Raw genomic sequence first — 21,614 nt, forward strand, 5'->3', positions numbered from 1 at the left:
GGCACTGTCTAGTTCTGAACCTCCTCAGCCGGCGCTCGTCCGCCGAGTGCTTGGTTCGGTCGTTCGTGGTTGTAGTGGTGTCTGAAGCGTCGTACCACTGTTTTGCGCTGGATTGACTGCCCTCCAGAAGGAGTGGAAGCGGTCGATTCGCATGGCCACAGTCTGGAACCATTTTTCGATGTGGTTCCGGGTTCGGTAGTCGAGCCGACCGCTCAATTCATGGCGAGCAAGGGCAGTCAGATAGCCGCCAGCATCGACGAGAAACTCTGTATCGGCGACATCGTGTTTCTCGGTGAGCCGATGCAGGAACGCTGCCGCGGGGTCAGTCCCGCGGCGGCTGAACACGTCAACTTTGAGCAGCAACTTTGATTCGGTGTCGACAGCGGCGTACAACCACTTCTTTTCTCCGCCAACCGTGATTTGTTTCTCGTCGACCGCGACCCGCGACGGCTCCGCCGTCGGCGGGTCGCTCTGGGCTTCAGACAACGTATGAACCCAATTCCAGACCGCACCGTGAGAGCGATCGACACCCATCAGGTCTAAGACCTGAACAGTCTCCTTGATTGACAGTCCTGCCGTATGGAGACGTACTCAAACCGCCGGACGGGTGTCGGGGTGCGCTCGTTCTCCCAAACGTCTTCATTGTCCTCGTTCAACGTCTCGCTGAGGAGGTCTGCGAGTTGCATGGACACTTCTCGCTACGACCTCCCCGCTTCTCAAACTCGCTCGACTAGACAGTGCCTCGTTGTCCAACATATCCACCTTCCAACCCATCATCTGGGAACAACATTTAAGTAGGCAACCCACAGTAACCCATCGAGCAGAAGCCGCAACACGCCACAAAACCACCGATACAGGCTTACCTCAGAGCGCCCACGGCGCGACACAGTCCCCAAGGAATTACAGCAGGGCTGACAACGCAGCCCGGAAGCAGCAACAGCCATGTCACGGACCACTGCCGACACCGGCCAACCCAGAAACACCATCAAATGGTATTGAATGGTGTCAGATGGTTTTCAACCCCACAGTATATATACCTCCAGCCCATCTGTTCAATCGCATGACCATTTACACCACACCGGTCAACGCAGCATTCGGCCTGCAGCGGTCGGTCATCGAGCAGAACCAGCAAGCGTTCAAGAACGGTCTTGACCTCCAGAAGCAATTCAACAACGCCGTCATCGACTCCGTCGGCACCGCCGAGAGAACCCAGCGGCAGGGCATCGAGTTCACCCGTACCGCGGTCGACGCCTACCTCGACGCCGTCGAGGAAGCAGTGCCCGGCGCAGCGGACTCCCTCGACGAGACCCGTGAAACGGTTACCGAACTGTTCGACCAGATCGAGGAGAGTCAGGTCGAAGTGTTCGAAGCCTACGAGGACCAGCTCTCCGAGGGTGCCGACATCTACGACGAGTTCACGACGGACTACCTGGAGGCCGTCAACGAACAGATCAGCCTCCTGATCGAGAGTCACGAGGGCCTTGAATCCCAGACTGTCGAGACACTGGAAGCAGCCCAGAACCAGCTCAAGGACACCCAGACGGAAGTTGAGGAGCGGCTTGAGAATGTTCAGGCGGAAGTTGAGAACGTCCAGCAGGATATCCAGGACTCTTTGGAAGCATAACGCGGACGCGACGGTAACGACGCAGTTTCTGGTTTTTCCCCGGTTGACAGGCTACCGCAGAGCCGCAGCAGGGCGACACAACATTCCAAATTAACCGCTATAGCCGCTGTCTTCCCCCGTTGAAATCCGCCTATAACTACCTGCTGCCATCCAGGATACTCAGTACCCATCAAATCGGTAATGGGTTGTGACCAGTCATGAACCAGAACCACCACTCCTTCCAGCGGCGAACCATCCTCAAAACCATCGGTGCCGGACTCATCGGCAGCACGGCATTCGCCGGGACCGCAACCGCTCACAGCGGCCCAGACAACCAGCGCCGACAGGACTCGTTCACGTGGGCGAACGACACCCTGTACGAGATGCTGGAGGCCGAACCCCACTCCAATCAGGACAACGAGGGGAACGAACCGGCCCACCGGCCACTCTGGCTTATCGACACCCTGGCAGGCGAATCCGTGGACGGTGCAGAACACAGTCCTCACCCGGCCCCGCTTCCAGTCCCCATCGACCATGTCGTCCCGCTGGGACCGCAGGGTGTCTTCACCGCTCAATGGCACGTCCACCTTGTGGTTGACCCGTTGTTCGACCCGTCGACCCAAAACCCGTTCAATCATCTCACGAACAAAGTTGGGGACACCTTCCTTACCAGCGCGGACGCGATCAACGCGGCGGAGACTGCGGGAGACATTTCCGTCATCCCCACGGCGATCGTGTTTACCTGTCCGGTCCGGCCGCACAAGGGTCCGGACGCCGACCGGTAGCCGCGGTCACCACTCTTCCTGTTTTGTGGAAAGCCACACAGCGTCCGGAGCGTGGGCTGACCCCTGTGTTGTCACGGTCAACGGTGGCCGGGCAAGAATAGAGAGCGGAGGTTCAACAGGGCTGGCGAAGCGAGACGGTTAGCTGCCGCCCTGCCCCTGACCACCGCCGCTGTCTCTTCCCTGTCCCTGATTACTGGTCTGGGCCAGCGTCTCCAGCCGGGCGATCATGTCGTCCACCAACTCCAGCATCTCCTGCTTCGTGTACTCATTGGCTGCCGCCTCGTAATCGTCCTTCAGCCATCGCTCGATAGACTGTCGGACATCGTTTTCCAGTAACTGTACGGCGATCTCCTCGCTCTGGTCAGCGTTCAGTTTCTGCCGCAGCGGCTCGGCGTCCAAGCTGTTACTTATCTATTTTTTATCCCATCGTATCTGAAGAATATGCCACCTCCAGTAATCCAATGATATACTCTGCCTGTTTCACGAGAAACTGAGCGCTTTCGTCCGGTATCTGAACCCCGGATAAGTCCTCAACCTGAGATTGATAATCAACCATCACAGCTTTCGCGTCTGCGATTTTTTCGTTGGCTTCCTCGATCTTTGTTTGCTCAATGAACTTGAGTGCCCGCTCACACAGACGAAGCACTTGCCTCAATTTCTTCAGAAGAGAATTCTTAATTCCGCCCAGCGCATCGAGATTCTCCGTCATTGAAACCAGCTTGGTTACCTCATCAACAGCCAATTCAACGCCAGTCGTCTTGCTAAGACAGTAATCCCGAATTCCTTCGTATCGGTTCCTGCGTTCTTTGAAGCCATCACTACAGTCACGTCAAAGGAACCGGATTCATCCCCAGTGATTTCTAGTTCGAACTCCTCGCTTGAATCTGGACTAACATCCCCACCGATCCCGATGATGGCGATACAGTCACACCTGATACAGGATTCACCGGTGGGTTTGATTCAGATGAGAGGCTGAATAAAGAACCCGTACTAGCAACTACTGTTATAGAGCAGCATGAGCTGGTAAGTTTGACTACCTTGACAGCTATCTCTCGAGCGGGGAAACGACAACTTGCCCGTCTGCGAAGACCGTGACCTTACAACCCTCGTATTGGAAATTCACGCTCCCCGATGATAATCGCGGTGACTCCACAGAATCCCAGCCGAAGAGATTAGCGAGGGCTTCTGGGTCAATAGTGTTGTACAGCGGGGGGATATCAGCGGGTTCCTTTCCGACCGCCTCCGAAACGGTAGTCGCGATTGTCGGGATTATGGATTCGCCATCTGTTTGGTTGCTTTTTGCTTTGACGGTTGTCTGCTTTCCATCTGACCCTGAGTCGGTTTCAAGTGGATGATTACCGTGGTGATTCATGGTGTTCCCGGCCTTGGCATAGGCTTTGTAAGGAACAGGTGCCCTTCGGCATAATTACTCCCCCTACATCACAAGGGAGTCCCCGGTCAACCAGTCCCCGAATACACGACGGGAGATCGCCAAACGTCCCCTCGACGTTCCCGGTATCGTCGCGATTCGGGAGGTGATGACCGAGACCGACAACGTCCACGCCGAGGTCGTCGGGACCGATAGCAATGACCTGAGCCGTATCGGCCGCGAACTCAACGACATCGGTCTGGAGGTCGTTGACGGGGACCTCATACGCAACGAGTACACTCGGCCCTTTCACCTGTTCGACCCTGACATGGTAGATGGTAGCAAATAACATTGGATTTCCGATTCGGAGATTTAAACCAACTGATTTTCCCTAAGCCGATAGTAATGCTAGCATTTTATCAGGAATGGGAATGTAGGTAGAGGCGACGGTCGATAGTGACTCGGTTGACTCGGTGTGAATTAGCGGATCGAAAGCCCCGACCGGCACCCAGACCCACCATGACATCCCGAATCCGAGATGCCTTCGACCATACCACCGGACCACCGAGGCTACTCGTCGTCGGCGACAGTCACATCGTGTCGGCAGCCGCTACGGAGCTGGCGGCCGACATTGACGTCCGCCTCCTTACCAACCATGACGGCGTCGTCGGACAGAGCGACATCATCCAAGTGACAGTTGGCGACGTGACGGATATCGAGACGCTGGAGGCGGCTGGGGCCGCTGGGGCCGATGCCGCACTGGTCGCACTCGGGACAGACCGACAGACGCTGTTAGTCGCGCACCTCATCCGGGCTCACTTCAATATCGACGCTATCACTGTTCTGGTCGCCAACCCGAACCTGCGTGATGTGTTCGACGGAATCGCGACCGCGGTCGTCCCGGGTGCGACGGTTCTCGCCGACGAACTTTATCGGCAGGTCACAACCACTCTCAGAGTGACCGAATCCGCCTGACGATGCCGAAAGATCTGGAACGAGATCTCGGACTGCTGTCGGTCACTGCCATCTCCATCGGCGCGATGGTCGGGAGCGGCATCTTCATCCTCCCTGCGCTGGCGGTCAAAGACGCCGGTGCTGGCATCATCGTCGCCTACGCGCTCGCGGGGTTGCTGGTTCTCCCGGCCGCACTCAGCAAGGCTGAGATGGCGACAGCGATGCCCGAGGCTGGCGGAACCTACGTCTATATCGAGCGGTCGATGGGGCCGTTACTCGGGACCATTGCCGGCCTTGGAACGTGGTTCTCGCTGTCGTTCAAGGGTGCGTTGGCGCTCGTCGGCGGCGTCCCGTACCTCGTGTTGCTGTTCGATCTCCCGATACGGCCAGTTGCCATCGTACTCGCTGCCATACTCGTGGTTGTGAATCTTCTCGGAACTGAACAGACCGGTCGCCTCCAGATAGCCATCGTCGGTGTGATGTTGGCCGCCATGGCGTGGTTCGTGGTCGGGAGCGGGCCGGCCGTGGACACAGCGAGCTACGATGGCCTCTGGGCTTACGGTGTCGAGGGTATCTTTGCGGCCACGGGACTAGTGTTCGTCTCCTTCGCCGGCGTAACGAAGATCGCCAGCGTCGCCGAGGAAGTCGAGGATCCGGACCGCGTCATCCCGCTCGGAATGCTCGGGTCGCTAGGGTTCACGACGCTGCTATACGTGCTCATCGTCGCCGTCGTCGTGGGCGTCGTGCCGCTCGCGGACCTCGACGGGACGGACGTCCCCATCGCGCTGGCCGCAGAGGCAACGCTGGGGGCCGCTGGCGTCGTTGCCGTCGTCCTGGCTGCGATCCTGGCGCTGGTGAGTACGGCCAATGCGGGCGTCCTCTCTGCCTCCAGATACCCATTCGCGATGAGCCGCGACGGGCTCGCCCCGGCACTACTGAGCGGCGTCAGCGATCGGTTCAAGACACCAGCGAACGCTATCACGCTTACCGGGGGCGTGATGTTAGTGCTCATCGCATTCGTCCCGATTCTCGAAATCGCGAAGCTCGCTAGCGCGTTCAAGATCCTCGTCTTCGCCATCATCAACGTCGCGCTCATCGGCTTCCGAGAGAGTGAGCAAGCCGACTACGACCCGTCTTTCGAGTCGCCGCTATACCCGTGGCTGCAGATCTTCGGCTTCGCTACCGGACTGGCCCTGTTAACCCAGATGGGGAGCGTCGCTATCACCGGGACCGTCGTCATCGTCACCGGGAGCATCCTCTGGTACGTCTTCTACGTCCGGCCTCGTGTGTCCCGCGAGGGTGCCATTCGCTCAGCTGCTCGCCGGACGGCCGGCCAACGCGCGCTCGACCGGACCGAGGACGCCCTGTCGGCTACCTCCGGAACAGACGTGCTCGTCGCGCTCCCGGAAGGGACCAGCGGCGACCGCGAGCAGAACCTGCTGGAGTTGGCCGGGTGGCTGTGTGACGATGACGGGCGGGTCACAGTGATACAGTTCGACGAGGTCCCGGACCAGACACCGCTATCGTACGCCTCGACGATCCAATCACAGTCTGACATTGAGTTCGAGCGCCGCACCGACAGTCTCGCGGCCGAGATGGGTGTTCCAGTCGTCTACGGCGAGCTCGTCAGCCACCATCCTGAGCGGGCTGTCGGCAACGCCGTCGACAACTTCGATGCCGACGTGTTGCTCGTCGACCAGACGTCGGCGTTCGACGACGGGCTGTTCCATGACAGCGTCGACCGTATCCGCTCGGCCGCTGACTGCGACATTATCGCGGTCGACGCCCGGGAAATGCTAGAGTGTTCCACGGTCACGCTGGTGACCACCCACGGACCCCATGATCCGCTGAAGGTCTCTCTCGGCAACGCACTCGCTGCGGCGACCGATTCGGACCTCCAGTTCGTCTACCCACTGGCGGAGGACCCCTCTACTGATGAATTAGCGATGGTCCGAGCCTATCACGACGAACTGCTAGAACTGTGTGACGGCCCGGCAACGTGTACGTTCACCAGTCGGGATGACGTCGCGTCAGTCCTGTCGGCTGGGCCGGACAGGTCGCTCGTCATCCACAGCTTCGGTGACGGGTTCATGGATCGACGTTCAACCCAGACCCAGGCTGCCGTGGCGGCTATCGAAGACGGAGACTACCCGTCAATAACGGTGCATACCTGGAACGACGATGGACCGCTCGGCCGCCTTCTCCGGCGGTTTGCGTTCTGAGACGGTGGGCCGTGGCAACCGATCTAGTCTGTTCCAACAGTGATGCGACCCAGGTCTATTTCTTGCAGTATATACGCAGATCGAAGACGCACGGAAGATTCACCAACAACGACCGATACTGTAAGAGACGATCGCTACCACCACGCAACCGATGTGTGAGACTAACTAAAGACATGACGCTAAGTACTTATGCTGTACTGACCGCTCACTACCCTTCGCTGATTGCCAGCGGAGCGTGCTGACTATGCGCTGTGTATGCAGCACGCCTCAGGTCGATCTCTCCGGATACTATCAGATCCGGCTTGCGAGATACAGAGGATGGATGCAGCAGATGACGGGGCTATATTTCACCCGCTTGGTGGTGAGTTGATTCGGTACAGCGAGCGGGCAGTTCGAGCGCATCGCGTTAGGTTGATACGGCGCCGAGGTGAACAACGTCGGCGTGTCGAGTGAGGACGCCACGTTGGATGCTACGACGGCCGTGACGAGCGAGCGCGCCCGCTGGGGACTGCTCGCGGGCGCGATTCTCATGTCCGCGGGGCTCGGTGCCTACGAACTCGTCCCGGCGAGCGTGACGCCGCTCATTCGGGCGTCGTTGGGGGTCAGTGCCTCGGAGGCCGGCCTCCTCGTCAGTGTCATGTTCGGGACGGCGGTCCTCGCGAGCATTCCGGTCGGGATCGTGCTCGACCGGACGAACTCACGGTACGCCATCGCGGTGGCGGTCGGTCTCCTCCTCGTTGCCGGAGTGTGGGGCTGGCAGGCCGCGACCGCCGGCGCCTATTGGTCGCTCGTCGCCTCACGCGTCCTCGGCGGCGTCGCCTACGTCGTCGTCTGGAACGCGGGCATCGACATCGTCGGGCGCTCGTTCGATCCTGCCAGACAGGGGACGGCCGTGGCGACGTTCACCGCGAGCGGGCCGGTCGGCTTCGCCATCGGGCAGGGCACCGGCCCCATCGTCGCTGAGCAGTTCGGATGGCCGGCGATCTTTCCCATCTTCACGGGCATCGCGTGCGTGGGAGTGATTATCTTCTGGCCGATGAGTCGCGGCAGCGGACACGCTACCGGGACCCCGGCGCCGACGCTGTCGGACCTCGGCCGTGTCGTCACGAACCGCCGCGTCTGGACGGTCGGCCTCCTCGGGTTCCTCGGCTACGCGCTGTATCTGTTCGTCAACAGTTGGGCCCCGTCGTATCTCACCGAAGACCTGCAGCTGTCGTTGGAGCTCAGTGGCGCGCTCGTCGCCCTGTTTCCGGCCGTTGGCGTGCTCTCGCGAGTGACCGGCGGCGTCCTCTCGGATACCCTCTTCGGCGGCCGCCGTCGCCCGGTCGTCCTGCTCTCCTTCCTCGTGGCGACGCCCATCATCGCGGGCTTTACCGCGATTCGAACCGTCCCTGTCGTCGTCGCGGCGCTGCTCGTCGCCGGATTCGCCATCCAGCTGTGTCTCGGCCTTGTCTTCGCGTACGTCCGTGAGCTGGTCGAGCCAGCCGTCGCCGCGACGGCCGTCGCCTTCCTCACGAGCGTCGGCCTAGCGGGGGCGTTTATTGCACCCATCGCCGCCGGGCGGCTCATCGACGCCTCGAACTACGAGACGGCCTTCCTCGTCGCTGGCACCCTCGGGGTGCTCGGAGCGCTCCTGGCGTGGTACGCGCCGGAGCCAAAGGAGGCATAGCCACGAAGTCATGCAGAGTGGCGACGAGGGTCGTCTGGACGACGGCCCACTCATCGTCGAGGAATCGATCGAGTCCTGCGAGCGACAGGCGGGCCCACGCTCGGGACGGGTGTCGTCGGCCGGTGTCTCGAAGCGGCGAGTGCGGACGATTCGACTTGCGCACGCCCCGTGGTCGAGCGCGCCGTGTTGCCCCTACTGTTATAGAGGACGACGGTCTGTACCGCTCGGTGTAACCAGTTTGCTGATGGCCGATTCGCGCGCTGTATTCAGCACGATACACTGAACATCACTTAGTTCTGACAGGGTGGCCAGCGGTCAGTTCGCACGTGTAGCGACCAGTATTCTCACGAGATAAGGTCTCTAAAGAAGAGGGTTCAACAGAGCCGTTTTAGTATAATTGTATCTGGGATATATAAGTTACAACGGAATACGACCTGCCAGTGGTCGTAGAGAGCGATCCACTGCCAAGCAGATCGAAAAAGACCGCTCAGCCACCCCTAACCAATCTCTCGTGCTGTTCTGTGAGTTCTTTGGCCATCACTTTCTCGAGTGCAGGCTGTAGTTGTGCCATATTCGGTCCGGGTTCGAGTGTATCGTCCTCCTGGTTGTAAACGACGACGCCGTCCTCGATGAGGCATGGGAGATAGTCGTGGTACAGCGTCATGTAGATTTCAAGTCGCTCGTTCGGAAGTTCGCCGGCTGCGACGCCGAAGTCCCACTCTGTGACGTAATCGGCGACCCGTGCCAGTGTTACCGGTGTGGTAAACACCCTGAGACTATACAGGGTATACCGGCGGTAGCGCGACGACATGATCTCGTGTTGTTTGTCGGCCGTGAGTGAGTTCGGCCCATCTGTATCCGACACTGGTGGCGTCATTACTGATGGTTTTGACACCACTCTTCGCTCGTGTCGCCACGGGCCGCTTCCAGCATCGCAGTCACTGTGTCGACTTCACGACAGAGTTCGGCAAGCAAGTCAGCCAGTTCCTCCTCTTCGTCACTCAATTCCGTCTGAGCCCGGTTCAGATGATATGCGGCTTCTACGACCCGAACACGTGGTGAGAGGGCATCACGGTCAGTCATCGAAACCACCATCCTGTGATCTAGCGACAGACACCGAGGAAGGCAGTGACTGGACGTAGAATTCGAGCTGTGGCACTGTGGTGTCGGCACCAGTCATGCCATCGCACCTCCGACGAATGGGTCTTCCGTCTCTGCTTCGAGGCGGTCGAGACCGTCTGTGACAGTGTGAACGCACTCTCCGTCAGCATGTGGGAACACAGTCGTAAGCGTGTCGTCTACGTAGACTGCTAGACACAGTATTGGGGGAACGATCTCTTCTCGGCTCTCGTCAGCCAGCATCGGAGTCATGTCGCGTGTCTGGAATCCGGGACAGAGTGAGTAGCCGCGTTCGTTCGCCCAGTCCCTGAACTCTGAGATTGTCTCACGATACACAGCTGTGTGTTCTGGATCCGTCGCTCTGGGCGTCGTCTCGATGGGCTCCCAGACGTGACTAGTCACAGAAGGGATTCGACCGGCTCGCTTGAGGCGCTGTAGCCGCTCGTAGGCCTCCTCCTGAGCGTCACGAACACAGGCCGGCGGGTTTCCCCGCAGCCAGAGTTCGACGTGAGTTCCTGTCTCGACACGCTCTGCCTGTCCTTTCGGCTCTGTGTCGGCCCGATCAGATTGTTGTTCAGCAGATCTCATCAGTGTCTCCCCGATAGAAGTAGCCTGTCACTGTCCGTCCTGTCAGCTTCTGCAGTCGCCAGCTGTCTGTACAGGTCGTCCTTGCCAGTAGGTGTTGCTGCATAGAGTTGTCCGCGTGTAACGGCCATCCCAGACCAGGCGACAGTCCAGCTAATCTCTTCAAATTAGACATGCACGTTTGATTCTGATGGTTGCAGGGAGAAAGGTTCCCTAGAACTACCTAGAGTGGTCACGAACCGTGATCGCGCAGTACTGTTCCATTACACACGCGTTTCGCCGTCTAAAGCCGGGATCGAGTCGACTATCCCTGCCGGCAGAAACACACATAGTGTTGATAACTACATGACAGGATTGGCAGAAGCCGCGAGAACACACCGGCCAACCAGATGTGACCCGTTCCCCAGAACGGGCTGAAGCAGTTAAAGACACTCCTGTTCGAAGAAGACCGTCAAGAGTTGGTGGAGTGCATGTCGAAGGTGGTAGTGAAGCGTCGATGATGCGATGTCCATTGTTTCTGCGAGGTCCTCGGCCGTGCTCTCGCGTGGCCAGGCGTAGTAGCCCCGGGTGTAGGCTGTACTGAGGGCTGCTTCCTGTTTTGTGGTTAACTGATTGCTGATTTGGTCTACGATCGTGGGTATCGTCGTCATCGGACGATCGACCGATCGCTTGCTGATGAGTTCGACAGTCGGCGTTACGTCTCCAGCGGCGTCTACGATAGCTCGAATATCACTCTCGGGTGGACAGTTCGAGCAGCGACGACCGACAGCTCTCGGTGCAGTCGCAGCCGGCCACCAAACCGAGACTGTTGCTGGCAGCACCGCGAGTTGCATGATGTGACGCTTCACCCCGAGGGTATCGCAGAGAAGAGTCGGTCCGCAGAGGACGACCTCGTGATGCAGTAGCTATCATGTCTTTCAAGATAGATTTTCGAGACTGTTGGGACGAATCACCTGCTCAGTAGGTATGCTTATTGAGCGGGTGAGACTGCCCAGTTATCGTAAAAATATCTTCGGTAAGTGCCTGTGAATAAAAATAGCTGAAATAGAATGTTGAGCGCGACGCCCATTTGAGCCAGTTGTACCTGATGTTCGATTTAGGCTACGAACCGCCGGATTCGACGAGTTATTGCTCTGGTCGGCGCAGAATCCAAACCCACACAGAGCTGTTACGCGTACATGTTATTGAGTGTAAGCCGTCTAATTATTTTGTAGCGATGAACCGCGATTTCTGTTAATTGCGGTTCGAAGGGTGCAATACATGTGCTGTGTCTTCAGCACGATCGCTGAAACCTATCCCCTTTGAAGGGTTTCAATGGGGCCATTAGGACGGTGATCGTTACTCGAGCGGGACCTCGACGAGCGACATTGCGGTGCTCGTGAGCGCCTCACGCAACACGTCTTCGAGTTCGTCCCACTCTTCGGGGCGATACCCGTCGATCCCGAAGCTCTCGGCGAGCGTCGTGAAATCGGGGTTCGTGAGTCCCGTTCCGAACGACTCGCCGCGGTGGGCGTGCTGCTTCTCGGATATCAGCCCGTAGTCGTCGTCGACGAAGAGGAGGATCGTATAGCCACATCCCACCCGTGTCGCGGTCTCGATCTCGGCACCGTTCATCAGAAATCCGCCGTCGCCGGTCGCCGCAACGACCTCCGCGTCGGTCGCGAGATCGGCGGCGATCCCACCCGGAACCGAGATGCCCATCGACGCCAGCCCGTTCGAAATTATACACGTGTTGGGTTCGTAGGTTGGGAAGTTCTGTGCGATCCGCATCTTGTGGCTCCCGACGTCGGAAATCAAAACGTCCTCGGCGTCCATGACCTTCCGTAAAACGGGCAACACTGTCCGTACGGTGAACGGATCGTCCTCCGACGGGTCGGCTGTGATATCATCGAGGATGTGATCCCTGAGATCGCCGTACCACGTCTCGTCGAACTGGGTCTCGCTTTCGTCCATCCGCCGTGTGAGCTTCGCGAGTGCCGTCGAGATATCACAGACGAGTTCGAGGGTCGGATTGTACGCCTCGTACACTTCTGCCGGCTCACTGTCGATGTGCACGATTACGGTGTCAGCGCCCTCGTTCCAGCCGGCCGGGTCGTGTTCGGCAATGTCGTAGCCGACGGTGAGGATGAGGTCGGCCATCTCGATCGCGTCCGAGGCCTCCTGATGATCGCCGGAATCGAGTGTCAACAACGACTGTGGCGACCGATCCGAGATCGCTCCTTTTCCCATATATGTCGACGCGACGGGGATGCCGGTCGTCTCGACGAACTCGCGGAGCCGTGTCGTGGCGTCCGTCCGCACCGCCCCGTTCCCCGCGATGATCAGCGGCCGGTCGGCTTCTTCGAGGAACGCCCCGACTCGCCCGAGCAGGTCCGAATCCGGCGATCCGAGTCGGACACGCTCCCGAGGGGCCATCGGGGTAGTGTCGGTCTCCGAGCCGGCGACGTCTTCGGGGAACTCGAGGTGAGTCGCGCCGGGTTTTTCGTGTTCGGCGACCTTGAACGCCTTCCGAACGGATTCGGTGATGATGTCGGGATCGTTGAGCTGCGTGTTCCACTTCGTGATCGGTTCGAACATGCCGACGATGTCGAGTGCCTGGTGGCTCTCTTTGTGCAGGCGCTCCAGTCCACCCTGGCCCGTGATGGCGACGAGAGGGGCTTTGTCCAGGTTCGCGTCGGCAACGCCGGTCATGAGGTTCGTCGCACCGGGACCGAGCGTTCCGAGACAGACGCCCGCGTCGCCCGTGAGCCGGCCGTGGACGTTCACCATGAACGCGGCTCCCTGCTCGTGTCGGACCGGGATGAACTCGATATCCGAATCCCGTAGCGAGAAGAGGAGATCTTCGGTCTCTTCGCCAGGAACACCGAACACGTGCTCGACGCCTTCGTCCTCGAGACAGCGCACGAGCAGATCAGACGTGTTCATTCGGTCGGCACCTCGTCTTCGTCACTTGCCTCTGGCTGCTGTCGCCAGACGGTCTTGCGGTTGACGAACTCCTTGATCCCGGCCTCGGAGAGTTCACGGCCGTAGCCGGATTCTTTCACGCCACCGAACGGGACCCGCGGATCGGACTTCACCAGTTCGTTGATGTACGTGCAGCCGGCGTCGATGCGGCCGGCTATTCGCTCGCCGCGCTCGAGGTCGGCCGTCCAGATACTGGCTCCGAGACCGAACTCCGTCTCGTTCGCTTTCTCGATGGCGGCCTCCTCGTCGGGCACTTGGTAGACGGCTGCCACGGGGCCGAACACCTCCTCGGCGTCGACTGGACACCCCCGTGGGACGTCCGCGAGCACCGTTGGCGGATAGTACGCCCCGTCGCGGTCGAGTGGCTCTCCGCCGGTGAGTACCGTCGCACCGGCCTCGACGCTCTCTGTCACCTGTTCGTGAATCCCTTCCATGAGATCCTGTCGTGCCTGCGGTCCGACGTCAGTGTCGTGGTCCATCGGATCGCCGACGGTGAACGACTCGACTTCCGCGACGAACCGCTCAATAAACGCCTCGTAGACGGCGTCGTGGACGACGAATCGCTTGGCAGCGATACAGGACTGACCGCCGTTCAGATTTCGTGCCCATGCGCCGGTCGTCGCGGCAGCATCGACGTCGGCGTCATCGAGGACGACGTACGGGTCGCTCCCGCCGAGTTCGAGAACGGTCTTCTTGAGGTTCTCGCCGGCCGTGCCAGCGACCGCTCGCCCCGCTGGACCGCTCCCGGTCAGCGTCGCCGCTTTGACGCGCGGATCCGAGAGAACTCCGTCGACGCGATTCGACGGGATCAGCATTGTCTGGAACGCGCCGTCGGGAAACCCGGCATCGCGGAACACGTCCTCGATAGCGAGTGCACACTCCGGCACGTTCGAGGCGTGTTTGAGCAGCCCAACGTTGCCCGCGGCCAAGTATGGGGCCGCGAACCGAAACACCTGCCAGAACGGGAAGTTCCAGGGCATGACCGCGAGTACGGGCCCCAGCGGTTCGTGGACCGTCTTCACGGTCGAACCCGGCGGACTCGGATGTTGTTCGTCCTGTAGGTAGCGTCCCGCGTGCTCGGCGTAGTGATCACAGACCCACGCACACTTTTCGACTTCGGCTTCGGCCTGGGCGATCGGCTTGCCCATCTCACGGGTCATCAGTTCCGCGTACTCAGTCGTTCGCTCACGAAGCAACGTCGCCACCTTCGCGAGTTTCGTTTCGCGTTCCGCGACGGATCGATCTCTGAACGTTTCGAACGTCGATGCGGCCCTCGAAAGCCGGTCTTCGACCTCCTCGTCGTCGTGTTCGTCGAACGTTTCGATCGTCTCTCCGGTCGCAGGATTGATTCGTTCCATCGGTGTGTTAGTTCCGCTTGTCGTTTTTCTTTGACCAGAGCGTCTCATCTTGCCACTCGAATTCGCGTGGCATCCCTCAGTTCGAGAGGTCTGGTTAATCCGGAACCTCCATTAGGAATCACCCACCTCCCTACGGAAAATCGAACCCATCATCCGCCGAGCCACCATCCATAGAGGCGCTCTTGCTCTCGGCTATCAGGACGCTTCTTCGACTGCCCGTATGTTTTCCCCTTGAGTATTTGACGCTCAACTTTGTTCGCAGCCAGTTTGAGGGCGTGGGAGGCACCATAGCCTTCTCCATCGGCTGTGAAATAGCCACGGTCAGTTACCAGCCGAATCCGTGCGAGCACCAGCGCCACACCCCGAGATTGTTCTTTGTGTTCCTGGAGTTCGATGCTGGCTTTGATCACATTCATATCACCGTACTTTGAGGTTATGCTTTCGATCAATGCGGAGACATCATCATAGCTCATTCCGTCCAGAAGGTCGAGCCCGAACACCTGCACGGTGTTCCGGTCATCCTGTTCCCAGGTGAGTGCCTCAAGAACGTCTGTTTTTGTAATTACGCCAATGGGTTCATCACTCTCATCTGCGAGAACAACCAACGAGGAGATGTCCCGGTCGAACATCGTTTCCACGACATCGTCAAGGGATGCGCTTCGTCGAACCGTGAACACGGAATCCGACATCAGGTTCCGCACCGGCAGATCGAGCATTCGATCGGACTCGCCCTCGCGCGCCCCAAGACCACCATGACGCGCACCGCCGCCTCGGCCCCCGAAATCCCCTGGTGAGCCACCCTGACTCCTGGTTCCGCCTCGCGTCGTGAACTCGACGACGTCGTACAGGCTCACCATCCCGATGGCTTCGCCGTCATCGATGACAGGGAGGTGTGCGATTCGATTTTCTCGGAGTGCGTTCAGAGCTTTGCCGATCGTCGTTTCGGGGGTCGCGCTGATCAGTTTCTCCGTGTATGCATCTGCGACCGTTACAGCACTGAGGAAGGATTGAACTGCCGCAAGGACACAGTCACCAGTCACGACACCGACAACACGATCATCATCCAACACAGGAAGCGTTTTGGCGCCGCTGCCGATCATGAGCCGTGCAACCTCTCGGACGTCTGCCGTCCGATTGACAGTCGGGACGTGCTGTACTCCTGACCCAACTTTCGCCGACGGCTGGTTGGACGATGAGGCTAACTGTCGGCGACTAACGACGCCACTATACTCGTCACCGTCTGTTACGACGACGGCGTCGAGTTCCTGGTTTTCGAACGCTCCAGCGACTTTCGAAAGCGGCGTGTCAATATCAAACTCGGTGAACTTCGATGATAGGATTTCTGAGATGTTCATGTGTGGTCACGTATGGAAGGCCACGGCAATCAGAGGGGCCAGATGGATACGGGATCGGCGTTATCGACGCCGGCCCCGTTCTTCGCGTTCTTGGTGTCGCTCGTTCGCCTGTGCGACGTCTTCAGGAGAGATGTTCTTCCGGCCGCGACGGCGAGTCCGACGGGCAGCAGCTTCTGCGACTTCGGCGGTTTCTTCGGCTGCGGCCTCACGCAGTGCTTCAGCAGCGTCGTCGTCAGGTTCGACATCCTCGTCAGCGGCTTCCGAAAGGACGTTTTCGCTTTCTTGGCATCAACTGCTTTTCGCGCCTGCCGTCGTGTCTCGCGTCGTGGTCGGTCTGGATCTCGTGCTATGTGTGAATTATTCGCGTGGATCGAGTACAAAGAGAATTGAGCGGATTCGTTATCAAGTGTAGACATTTTCACGGTATCATGTGTTTTGATTAACTCGGTGACCTGTGACCTAGCCCAAAACAGACCAGGGGTTGTCGCGGTCGGAACCGCCACCTGGACAGTAATGCGGCAACGCGACAGACGGAACCCCGACTGTGCGAAATCCCGAAACAAATGGGCAGTTGGAGTGTGTCTACAGGATGAACGTGACAATAGCAAGAACGACGAAGATGATGACGAGCCATTTTGCGATATCCATACTGACTCCAGCGACCCCCCGAGCGCCGAGACCGACCACGTCGACATTACTCCGGATCGCTACTACGAACTCGGAACATGCCTCGAAGAGATCGACTGTCTGCTCGAGGAGCTGGGACTGGAGCGGTTCCGGCCCATTCTCAGAGCGTACTGCGGGGACTGGCCAGCCACTGACGTGCTATCTTACTCGGCCCCTTCAGGGATACAAACCGGGCCACAACGGCCGGGTGATGCGAACGGACAGGTGTCACTCGAGACGGCTGTTAGCCGATGATTGACCATTGGCGACCAACGTGTGATCCACCGGGAACGTGAGTCTGCAGTTATAGTGTTCGAACTGCGATTCTTCCCTTGGCAACACACCCCCCTCGCGGCGGTTCTCCGCTTGTCCAGATAGGTCGCCGCTTTGCCACCACTCATGTTTGACTTTCGCCAAATAACATCGTCTAAAATCCAAAATGGACCAGAGATTGATTACTACGCTGTGATCATCACACACCGACGATGAGTTCAGAGATTATGATTGCCTCCGAGCAAGAAGGACTGGACGCGGACTCGATTGATGTCGGCGTCGTGGGCACCGGCGCCATCGCCCAGCGGCTCCACATCCCCGAGTACGAGAACCATGAGCAGGCCCGAGTCACCGCTATCTGTGACGTGGAGGGGGCGAAGGCGTTGGCGGTCGCCGACGAGTACGACGTGTCGAACCACTACACCGACTACGAGACGATGCTCAACGAGGGCGACCTCGACGCGATCAGCGTCTGTCTGCCGAACCATCTGCACCACGACGTGGTCGTCGCGGCGCTGGAGCGCGACATCGCAGTCCTCTGCGAGAAGCCGATAAGCACCTCCCTCGCGGAGGCCGACAATATGGTCGCAGCGGCCAATGAAAGCGACGCTATCCTAATGGTCGATCAGTCGGAGCGCTTCGGCCCGGTGTATGAGAAGACGAAGGACCTGCTCGACCAGGACATCATCGGCGATATCCACAATGTCCGCAGTCGCTTCAGCCACCCCGGGCCGGAGGGATGGTCGCCCCGGTCGGCATGGTTCACGGACGCCGAGGCTTCGGGCGGCGGCGCCCTCATCGACATCGGCATCCACAACGCCGACCTGATCAATCACTTGTTCGGCGACGTGGACGAACTGATGGGCTACAGCGACACCCTCTCGATGGACACTGAGGTTGAAGACACCTCCGTCGCCGTGATTCGCTTCGAGGACTCCATTCTCGGTACGTTCGAGACCGCATGGCGGACCGATCCGCCATCTATCACGATGCAGATCGTGGGCGAGGAGGGCGTCATCTACGTGGACAAGATCGAGGAGACGATCCGCGTGGAGTTCGCCGACAAAAGTGGCGTTCTGGAGGTACCTGTGCCCGAAGAATCGAAGTACGGCGGTCCGATAGCTCACTTCATCGATAGCGTGCTCGCGGGGACGGAGCCGACCGTGACCGGCGCCGACGGACGTCGCGCCCTGGAGGTCGTTATGGGCGTTTACCGGTCTTCGGAGCGCGGCGGGGCCGTCGAACTGCCGCTGCCGCGAGAGGGTGAAGAATGAGACTCGCCTGTAGCAGCTACTCGTACAACGAGGAGCTTGAGGACGGGATGGATCTGGCCGAGTTCTTCGAGATCTGTGCCGCCGATCTCGATGTCGCGGGTGTCGAACTCATCGACGAGCACCTTCCCGGTGACGACCCGGACTCGCTCGACCGGGTCGCGGACCTCGCAGTCGACCACGGGCTGGAGATCGCCTGCCTCTCTGTGTTCTACAACGACTTCGCGAAGGCGAGTCGTGAGGAACGCCGCGAGGATGTCCGATTGGTCCGTGACTGGCTTGACGGTGCCGACCGGCTGGGTGCCGACGTGGTCAGGGCTTTCACGGGCTTTCCCGGCCTTCACGACCGCGACCATGGCGACCCCGCAGTCTGGCGCGACGTGACCACCTGTCTTCAGGAGTGCGTCGACTACGCACGTACCGTCGAACCGACGCTAGCCGTCGAGAACCACAACCATGACGGGCTTATTCGGACGGCCGACGACATTTTCAGAGTTCGCAGCGGCGTGAACGGCGACTTGGGACTGGTGCTCGACTTGGCGAACTACGTCGACGGCGTCGACTCCGTCCGTCGGTCGCTCCATCTCGCAGACCACGTCCACGCCGCGTACGACGACGTCGCCGCAGACGGCTCGGAACCGTCCTACGAGCACTACGACGAGGCGCTCGCATCGCTGGCCGACCGTAGATACGACGGCTTCGTGACGGTGGAGTACGAGGGCGACGGGAATCCCTTCGAGGAGGTACCGCGTGCGGTCAATTACCTCGCGGACCGTGTCGATCGCTGACTGACCGGGACCGTCTCAAACCCTGAACGACGTCCTGTCGAGCGTTTCTCCGTGCCGGTGCGAGCCGGGATTCGCACCAACCCCGGACCGGCCTACTGACGCTCGTTCTGATCACGTTCGCATACCCGTTCTGAGTCGCACAGCGGAGAGAGCGTCGCGCACGCGTTTATTTTGCTCCAGTAGAACCTCTTTGTCTCTAATCAAAGACGAGGGGTGGGTTTATTTTACCTGAATCAGTTTCCAGCATGTGTATCCATGCCAAAGAATGGAAGTCAATCACGGCGCCGTTTTCTCAAGGAAACGGCTGGACTGAGTACAGCAGCGATGATCTCGCTCGCCGGTTGCGGCGGCGATGGCAGTGGAGACGGCGGTGATGGTAGCGGTGGCAGTGGCGCAACTGTCGAGTTTTGGTCCTCGCCGAACGGACAGGAACTCTCCTTCCACAAGTCGGCCGCCGAGGAGTTCGGCGCCGAGAGTGAAACCATCGTTGAGGTCAGTCCCGTTCCGGAAGGTGACAGCTCCGAACAGGTCGTCCTCTCCGCACTCGCGTCCGGATCGGAACCCGACGTGTTCGCGAACGTGTTCCCTGGGTTCGCCGCCCAACTCCAAGCCAACGACTCCGCGACCGACCTCTACGGTATCGACGGGGTCGAAGAGTTCCTCGCGGACCGCTGCGGTGAGGAGCTTCTCTCTCGGTACGAAGCGCCAGACGGTGGCCTCTACCAGGCACCCTGGAAGGCCAATCCTGTGCTCTTCCAGTACAACGACACGGTCTTCGAGGAGGCCGGTTACAGCGAGGAGGATTACCCGCGTACGCTGTCGGCACTTATCGAGGAGGGACCGAACATCATCGAATCCAGCAGTGCCGAGGTCCTCTGGGACCGCGCACCGCTGCCGACTTGGTACGAGCGCTGGTTCGACTTCCTGCCGATCTACTTCGCCGCCTCGAAGGGCGAGGCGAGCATGTTCTCCCAGGAGAACGGCCAGACGCAGCCGGCGTTCAACAACGATACCGCAGTCCAGGTGCTGGAGTTCTTCCAGCAGCTGTTCGCGAACGACCTGATCCCCCAGCAGTCGGGCGAAGAGCCGAAGTTCCCCAACGACCTGGCCGCGATCAACACGGGCGGTCCGTGGGTCATCCCATACTTCCAGGACGTCAACGAGGACATCTCGATGAGCCACCTCACACCACCGGTACCGGAAGGGGTCGAGGAGAACGGCCACACCTACGCGGACCCAAAGAACACCTCGGTCTTCCAGTCCTCGGACGTCGCCGCCGAGGCGTGGTCGTTCATCGAGTTCGAGATGAACGAGGATCGGGACATCGCCTTCATGGAAGACACGCTCCAGCTCCCGCTCAGGTCGGGGCTGGTCGAAGCCGGCGAGTCCTTCTTCGAAGAGAACCCGCAGGTTGAACCGTACGCGCAGGCGTTGGAGACCTCTCACCCGCCGGCATACACGCCCGACTATACCAAAGTGATGAATATCTTCGGCGAGGAGGCATTCGTGCCGGTGACCCGGGGCAACCGCGATCCCCAGGAAGGGCTCGACCGCGCCGAGGAACAGATACTCAGCAAACTCGAAGGATAGCGAGCGAGATCACACATGATAGACCCGATCGTCCGTCGCGTCCGCGCGGCCAGCACCGAGGCAAGTACAGACGTCGCTTCCCGGCTCGCGCACCTCCCGATCCTCGGAACGGCCGTCGAGCGGATGGGCAAGTACGACGACAACCTGAAGGGATTCATCCTCATTATCCCGTGGCTCGCGTGGGCAGGGGTGTTCCTCCTGTTCCCGTTTTTCTTCGCACTCTATCTCAGCTTCCACGAGTGGGCGATCATCTCGCCCGAGCAGCCGTTCGTCGGACTGGAGCATTACGTAGCGCTGTTCACCGGGGACATGTTCTACCAACTCCTCGGGAATACGCTGTACTTCTTCCTGGTGAACGTCCCGACCCAGATCGTGGCCGCGCTCGCCGTTGCGGTATTGCTCGACCGGATCATCCGCGGGCGAGCGCTGTTCATGGCCGGCTACTTCGTACCGTACGTGACCAGCGGCGTCGTCGTCGCCGTCGTGTTCAACTGGTTGTACTCGCCGGACGGCTTCCTTAATCAGTTACTCGCCGTCTTCGGAGCAGAGGTCAACTTCCTCGGGAGCGAACAACTGGCGATGCCCGCCATCGCGATGATGGTGTCTTGGAAGTTCGTCGGTTACTATGCCATCATCTTTTTGGCGAACTTGCAGTCCATCCCGGACAGCGTCTACGAGTCGGCGGCGCTCGACGGTGCCAACGAGTGGGAACAGTTCCGTCACATCACGTTCCCGCTTCTCAACCCGAGCATGCTGGTGGTGGTGATCCTCTCGACGATCACCGCGTTCCAGATATTCACCGAGCCGTTCATCATGACCCAGGGCGGTCCGGATGGAGCGACTACGACATTCGTCCTTACGATCTACCAGTCGGCGTTCTCGTACCTGGAGATGGGCTTCGCCAGCGCACTCGGCGTCGTCCTAGCGGCGATGATCTTCGTCATCAGCTACGTCGAACGCAACTACATCGAGACGGAGGTGTCGATGTGATGCCCGGAACGGCTCACGCTATGTCCGCCGTCTCCCCCTTCCACGAGGTGATC

At 59.6% G+C, this 21,614-nt stretch carries 21 protein-coding genes and 3 pseudogenes; 10 read left to right on the forward strand and 14 right to left on the reverse strand.

The annotated features are described in order from the left end of the window. Positions 1-8: 8 nt before the first annotated feature. Positions 9-686: pseudogene (locus G9465_RS19300) on the reverse strand (IS6 family transposase). Positions 687-1,060: 374 nt separating this feature from the next. Here G9465_RS19300 and G9465_RS19305 point away from each other — a divergent pair. Beyond that, positions 1,061-1,624: a hypothetical protein gene (locus G9465_RS19305; protein WP_166973298.1), complete on the forward strand. Its 564-nt coding sequence runs from the start codon at positions 1,061-1,063 to the stop codon at positions 1,622-1,624. Positions 1,625-1,821: 197 nt separating this feature from the next. Further along, on the forward strand, positions 1,822-2,388 hold the full coding sequence (locus G9465_RS19310) for a hypothetical protein (RefSeq protein ID WP_166973300.1): 567 nt from the start codon (positions 1,822-1,824) through the stop codon (positions 2,386-2,388). Positions 2,389-2,526: 138 nt separating this feature from the next. Here G9465_RS19310 and G9465_RS19315 read toward each other — a convergent pair whose 3' ends face one another. From G9465_RS19315 to G9465_RS26445, 3 genes are all read right to left on the reverse strand, one after another. Beyond that, positions 2,527-2,787 (reverse strand): hypothetical protein, encoded by a 261-nt coding sequence (locus G9465_RS19315; RefSeq protein WP_166973302.1) that lies wholly within the window; start codon positions 2,785-2,787, stop codon positions 2,527-2,529. 19 nt (positions 2,788-2,806) lie between these two features. Next, positions 2,807-3,097 (reverse strand): hypothetical protein, encoded by a 291-nt coding sequence (locus G9465_RS19320; protein WP_166973304.1) that lies wholly within the window; start codon positions 3,095-3,097, stop codon positions 2,807-2,809. Positions 3,098-3,433: 336 nt separating this feature from the next. Beyond that, the gene (locus G9465_RS26445; protein WP_166973306.1) at positions 3,434-3,760 is read right to left on the reverse strand and encodes a HalOD1 output domain-containing protein; all 327 of its coding nucleotides are present in this window, start codon (positions 3,758-3,760) and stop codon (positions 3,434-3,436) included. A 106-nt stretch (positions 3,761-3,866) separates the two neighbouring features. On the opposite strand from G9465_RS26445, the pseudogene G9465_RS19330 reads away from it, so the two are divergent. From G9465_RS19330 to G9465_RS19345, 4 genes and pseudogenes are all read left to right on the forward strand, one after another. After that, positions 3,867-4,106 (forward strand): annotated as a pseudogene (locus tag G9465_RS19330) (ArsR family transcriptional regulator); the annotation flags it as partial. Positions 4,107-4,276: 170 nt separating this feature from the next. Then, positions 4,277-4,732, forward strand: coding sequence for an NAD-binding protein (locus tag G9465_RS19335; protein ID WP_166973308.1), 456 nt, complete (start codon positions 4,277-4,279; stop codon positions 4,730-4,732). Between the two features lie 2 nt (positions 4,733-4,734). Then, positions 4,735-6,933 carry an APC family permease gene (locus tag G9465_RS19340; protein ID WP_166973310.1) on the forward strand — a complete coding sequence of 733 codons (2,199 nt, stop codon included), beginning with the start codon at positions 4,735-4,737 and terminating at the stop codon, positions 6,931-6,933. Between the two features lie 442 nt (positions 6,934-7,375). After that, complete coding sequence (locus tag G9465_RS19345) at positions 7,376-8,602, forward strand: MFS transporter (RefSeq protein ID WP_227015805.1); 1,227 nt, start codon at positions 7,376-7,378, stop codon at positions 8,600-8,602. A 487-nt stretch (positions 8,603-9,089) separates the two neighbouring features. Here G9465_RS19345 and G9465_RS19350 read toward each other — a convergent pair whose 3' ends face one another. From G9465_RS19350 to G9465_RS19385, 10 genes and pseudogenes are all read right to left on the reverse strand, one after another. Then, positions 9,090-9,479, reverse strand: coding sequence for a hypothetical protein (locus tag G9465_RS19350; protein ID WP_166973312.1), 390 nt, complete (start codon positions 9,477-9,479; stop codon positions 9,090-9,092). Further along, entirely contained in the window at positions 9,479-9,607 is a 129-nt protein-coding gene (locus G9465_RS26140) for a hypothetical protein (RefSeq protein ID WP_255491992.1), read from the reverse strand. Before G9465_RS26140 ends, G9465_RS19350 begins: the two co-directional genes overlap by 1 nt. 171 nt (positions 9,608-9,778) lie before the next feature. Beyond that, positions 9,779-10,309 (reverse strand): HTH domain-containing protein, encoded by a 531-nt coding sequence (locus G9465_RS26325; protein WP_349674914.1) that lies wholly within the window; start codon positions 10,307-10,309, stop codon positions 9,779-9,781. A 419-nt stretch (positions 10,310-10,728) separates the two neighbouring features. Next, a complete protein-coding gene (locus G9465_RS26145; protein WP_255491993.1) occupies positions 10,729-10,956 on the reverse strand; it encodes a helix-turn-helix domain-containing protein in 228 nt (75 codons plus the stop codon). Next, positions 10,957-11,139 (reverse strand): annotated as a pseudogene (locus tag G9465_RS26450) (hypothetical protein); the annotation flags it as partial. 505 nt (positions 11,140-11,644) lie between these two features. Then, on the reverse strand, positions 11,645-13,231 hold the full coding sequence (locus tag G9465_RS19365; RefSeq protein ID WP_166973318.1) for an acetolactate synthase large subunit: 1,587 nt from the start codon (positions 13,229-13,231) through the stop codon (positions 11,645-11,647). Continuing rightward, on the reverse strand, positions 13,228-14,628 hold the full coding sequence (locus G9465_RS19370; RefSeq protein ID WP_166973320.1) for an NAD-dependent succinate-semialdehyde dehydrogenase: 1,401 nt from the start codon (positions 14,626-14,628) through the stop codon (positions 13,228-13,230). The genes G9465_RS19365 and G9465_RS19370 overlap by 4 nt, the downstream gene beginning before the upstream one ends. 149 nt (positions 14,629-14,777) lie before the next feature. Beyond that, positions 14,778-15,983 (reverse strand): CBS domain-containing protein, encoded by a 1,206-nt coding sequence (locus G9465_RS19375; protein WP_166973322.1) that lies wholly within the window; start codon positions 15,981-15,983, stop codon positions 14,778-14,780. A gap of 60 nt (positions 15,984-16,043) precedes the next feature. After that, on the reverse strand, positions 16,044-16,196 hold the full coding sequence (locus G9465_RS26455) for a histone-like protein (RefSeq protein WP_166974258.1): 153 nt from the start codon (positions 16,194-16,196) through the stop codon (positions 16,044-16,046). 369 nt (positions 16,197-16,565) lie between these two features. Further along, entirely contained in the window at positions 16,566-16,688 is a 123-nt protein-coding gene (locus tag G9465_RS19385; RefSeq protein ID WP_166974261.1) for a DUF1328 family protein, read from the reverse strand. Positions 16,689-17,134: 446 nt separating this feature from the next. Here G9465_RS19385 and G9465_RS19390 point away from each other — a divergent pair, with 446 nt between their 5' ends. From G9465_RS19390 to G9465_RS19405, 4 genes are all read left to right on the forward strand, one after another. After that, on the forward strand, positions 17,135-18,196 hold the full coding sequence (locus tag G9465_RS19390) for a Gfo/Idh/MocA family protein (RefSeq protein WP_166973324.1): 1,062 nt from the start codon (positions 17,135-17,137) through the stop codon (positions 18,194-18,196). Next, a complete protein-coding gene (locus tag G9465_RS19395) occupies positions 18,193-18,981 on the forward strand; it encodes a sugar phosphate isomerase/epimerase (protein ID WP_166973326.1) in 789 nt (262 codons plus the stop codon). The genes G9465_RS19390 and G9465_RS19395 overlap by 4 nt, the downstream gene beginning before the upstream one ends. 324 nt (positions 18,982-19,305) lie before the next feature. Further along, positions 19,306-20,571 carry an extracellular solute-binding protein gene (locus G9465_RS19400; RefSeq protein ID WP_166973328.1) on the forward strand — a complete coding sequence of 422 codons (1,266 nt, stop codon included), beginning with the start codon at positions 19,306-19,308 and terminating at the stop codon, positions 20,569-20,571. A gap of 15 nt (positions 20,572-20,586) precedes the next feature. Continuing rightward, positions 20,587-21,561, forward strand: a complete 975-nt coding sequence (locus G9465_RS19405; RefSeq protein WP_166973330.1) for a carbohydrate ABC transporter permease — start codon at positions 20,587-20,589, stop codon at positions 21,559-21,561. The last annotated feature ends 53 nt before the right edge of the window (positions 21,562-21,614 follow it).

The organism is Haloarcula sp. JP-L23, assembly GCF_011602445.1.
In the GTDB taxonomy this organism is placed as follows: domain Archaea; phylum Halobacteriota; class Halobacteria; order Halobacteriales; family Haloarculaceae; genus Haloarcula; species Haloarcula pellucida.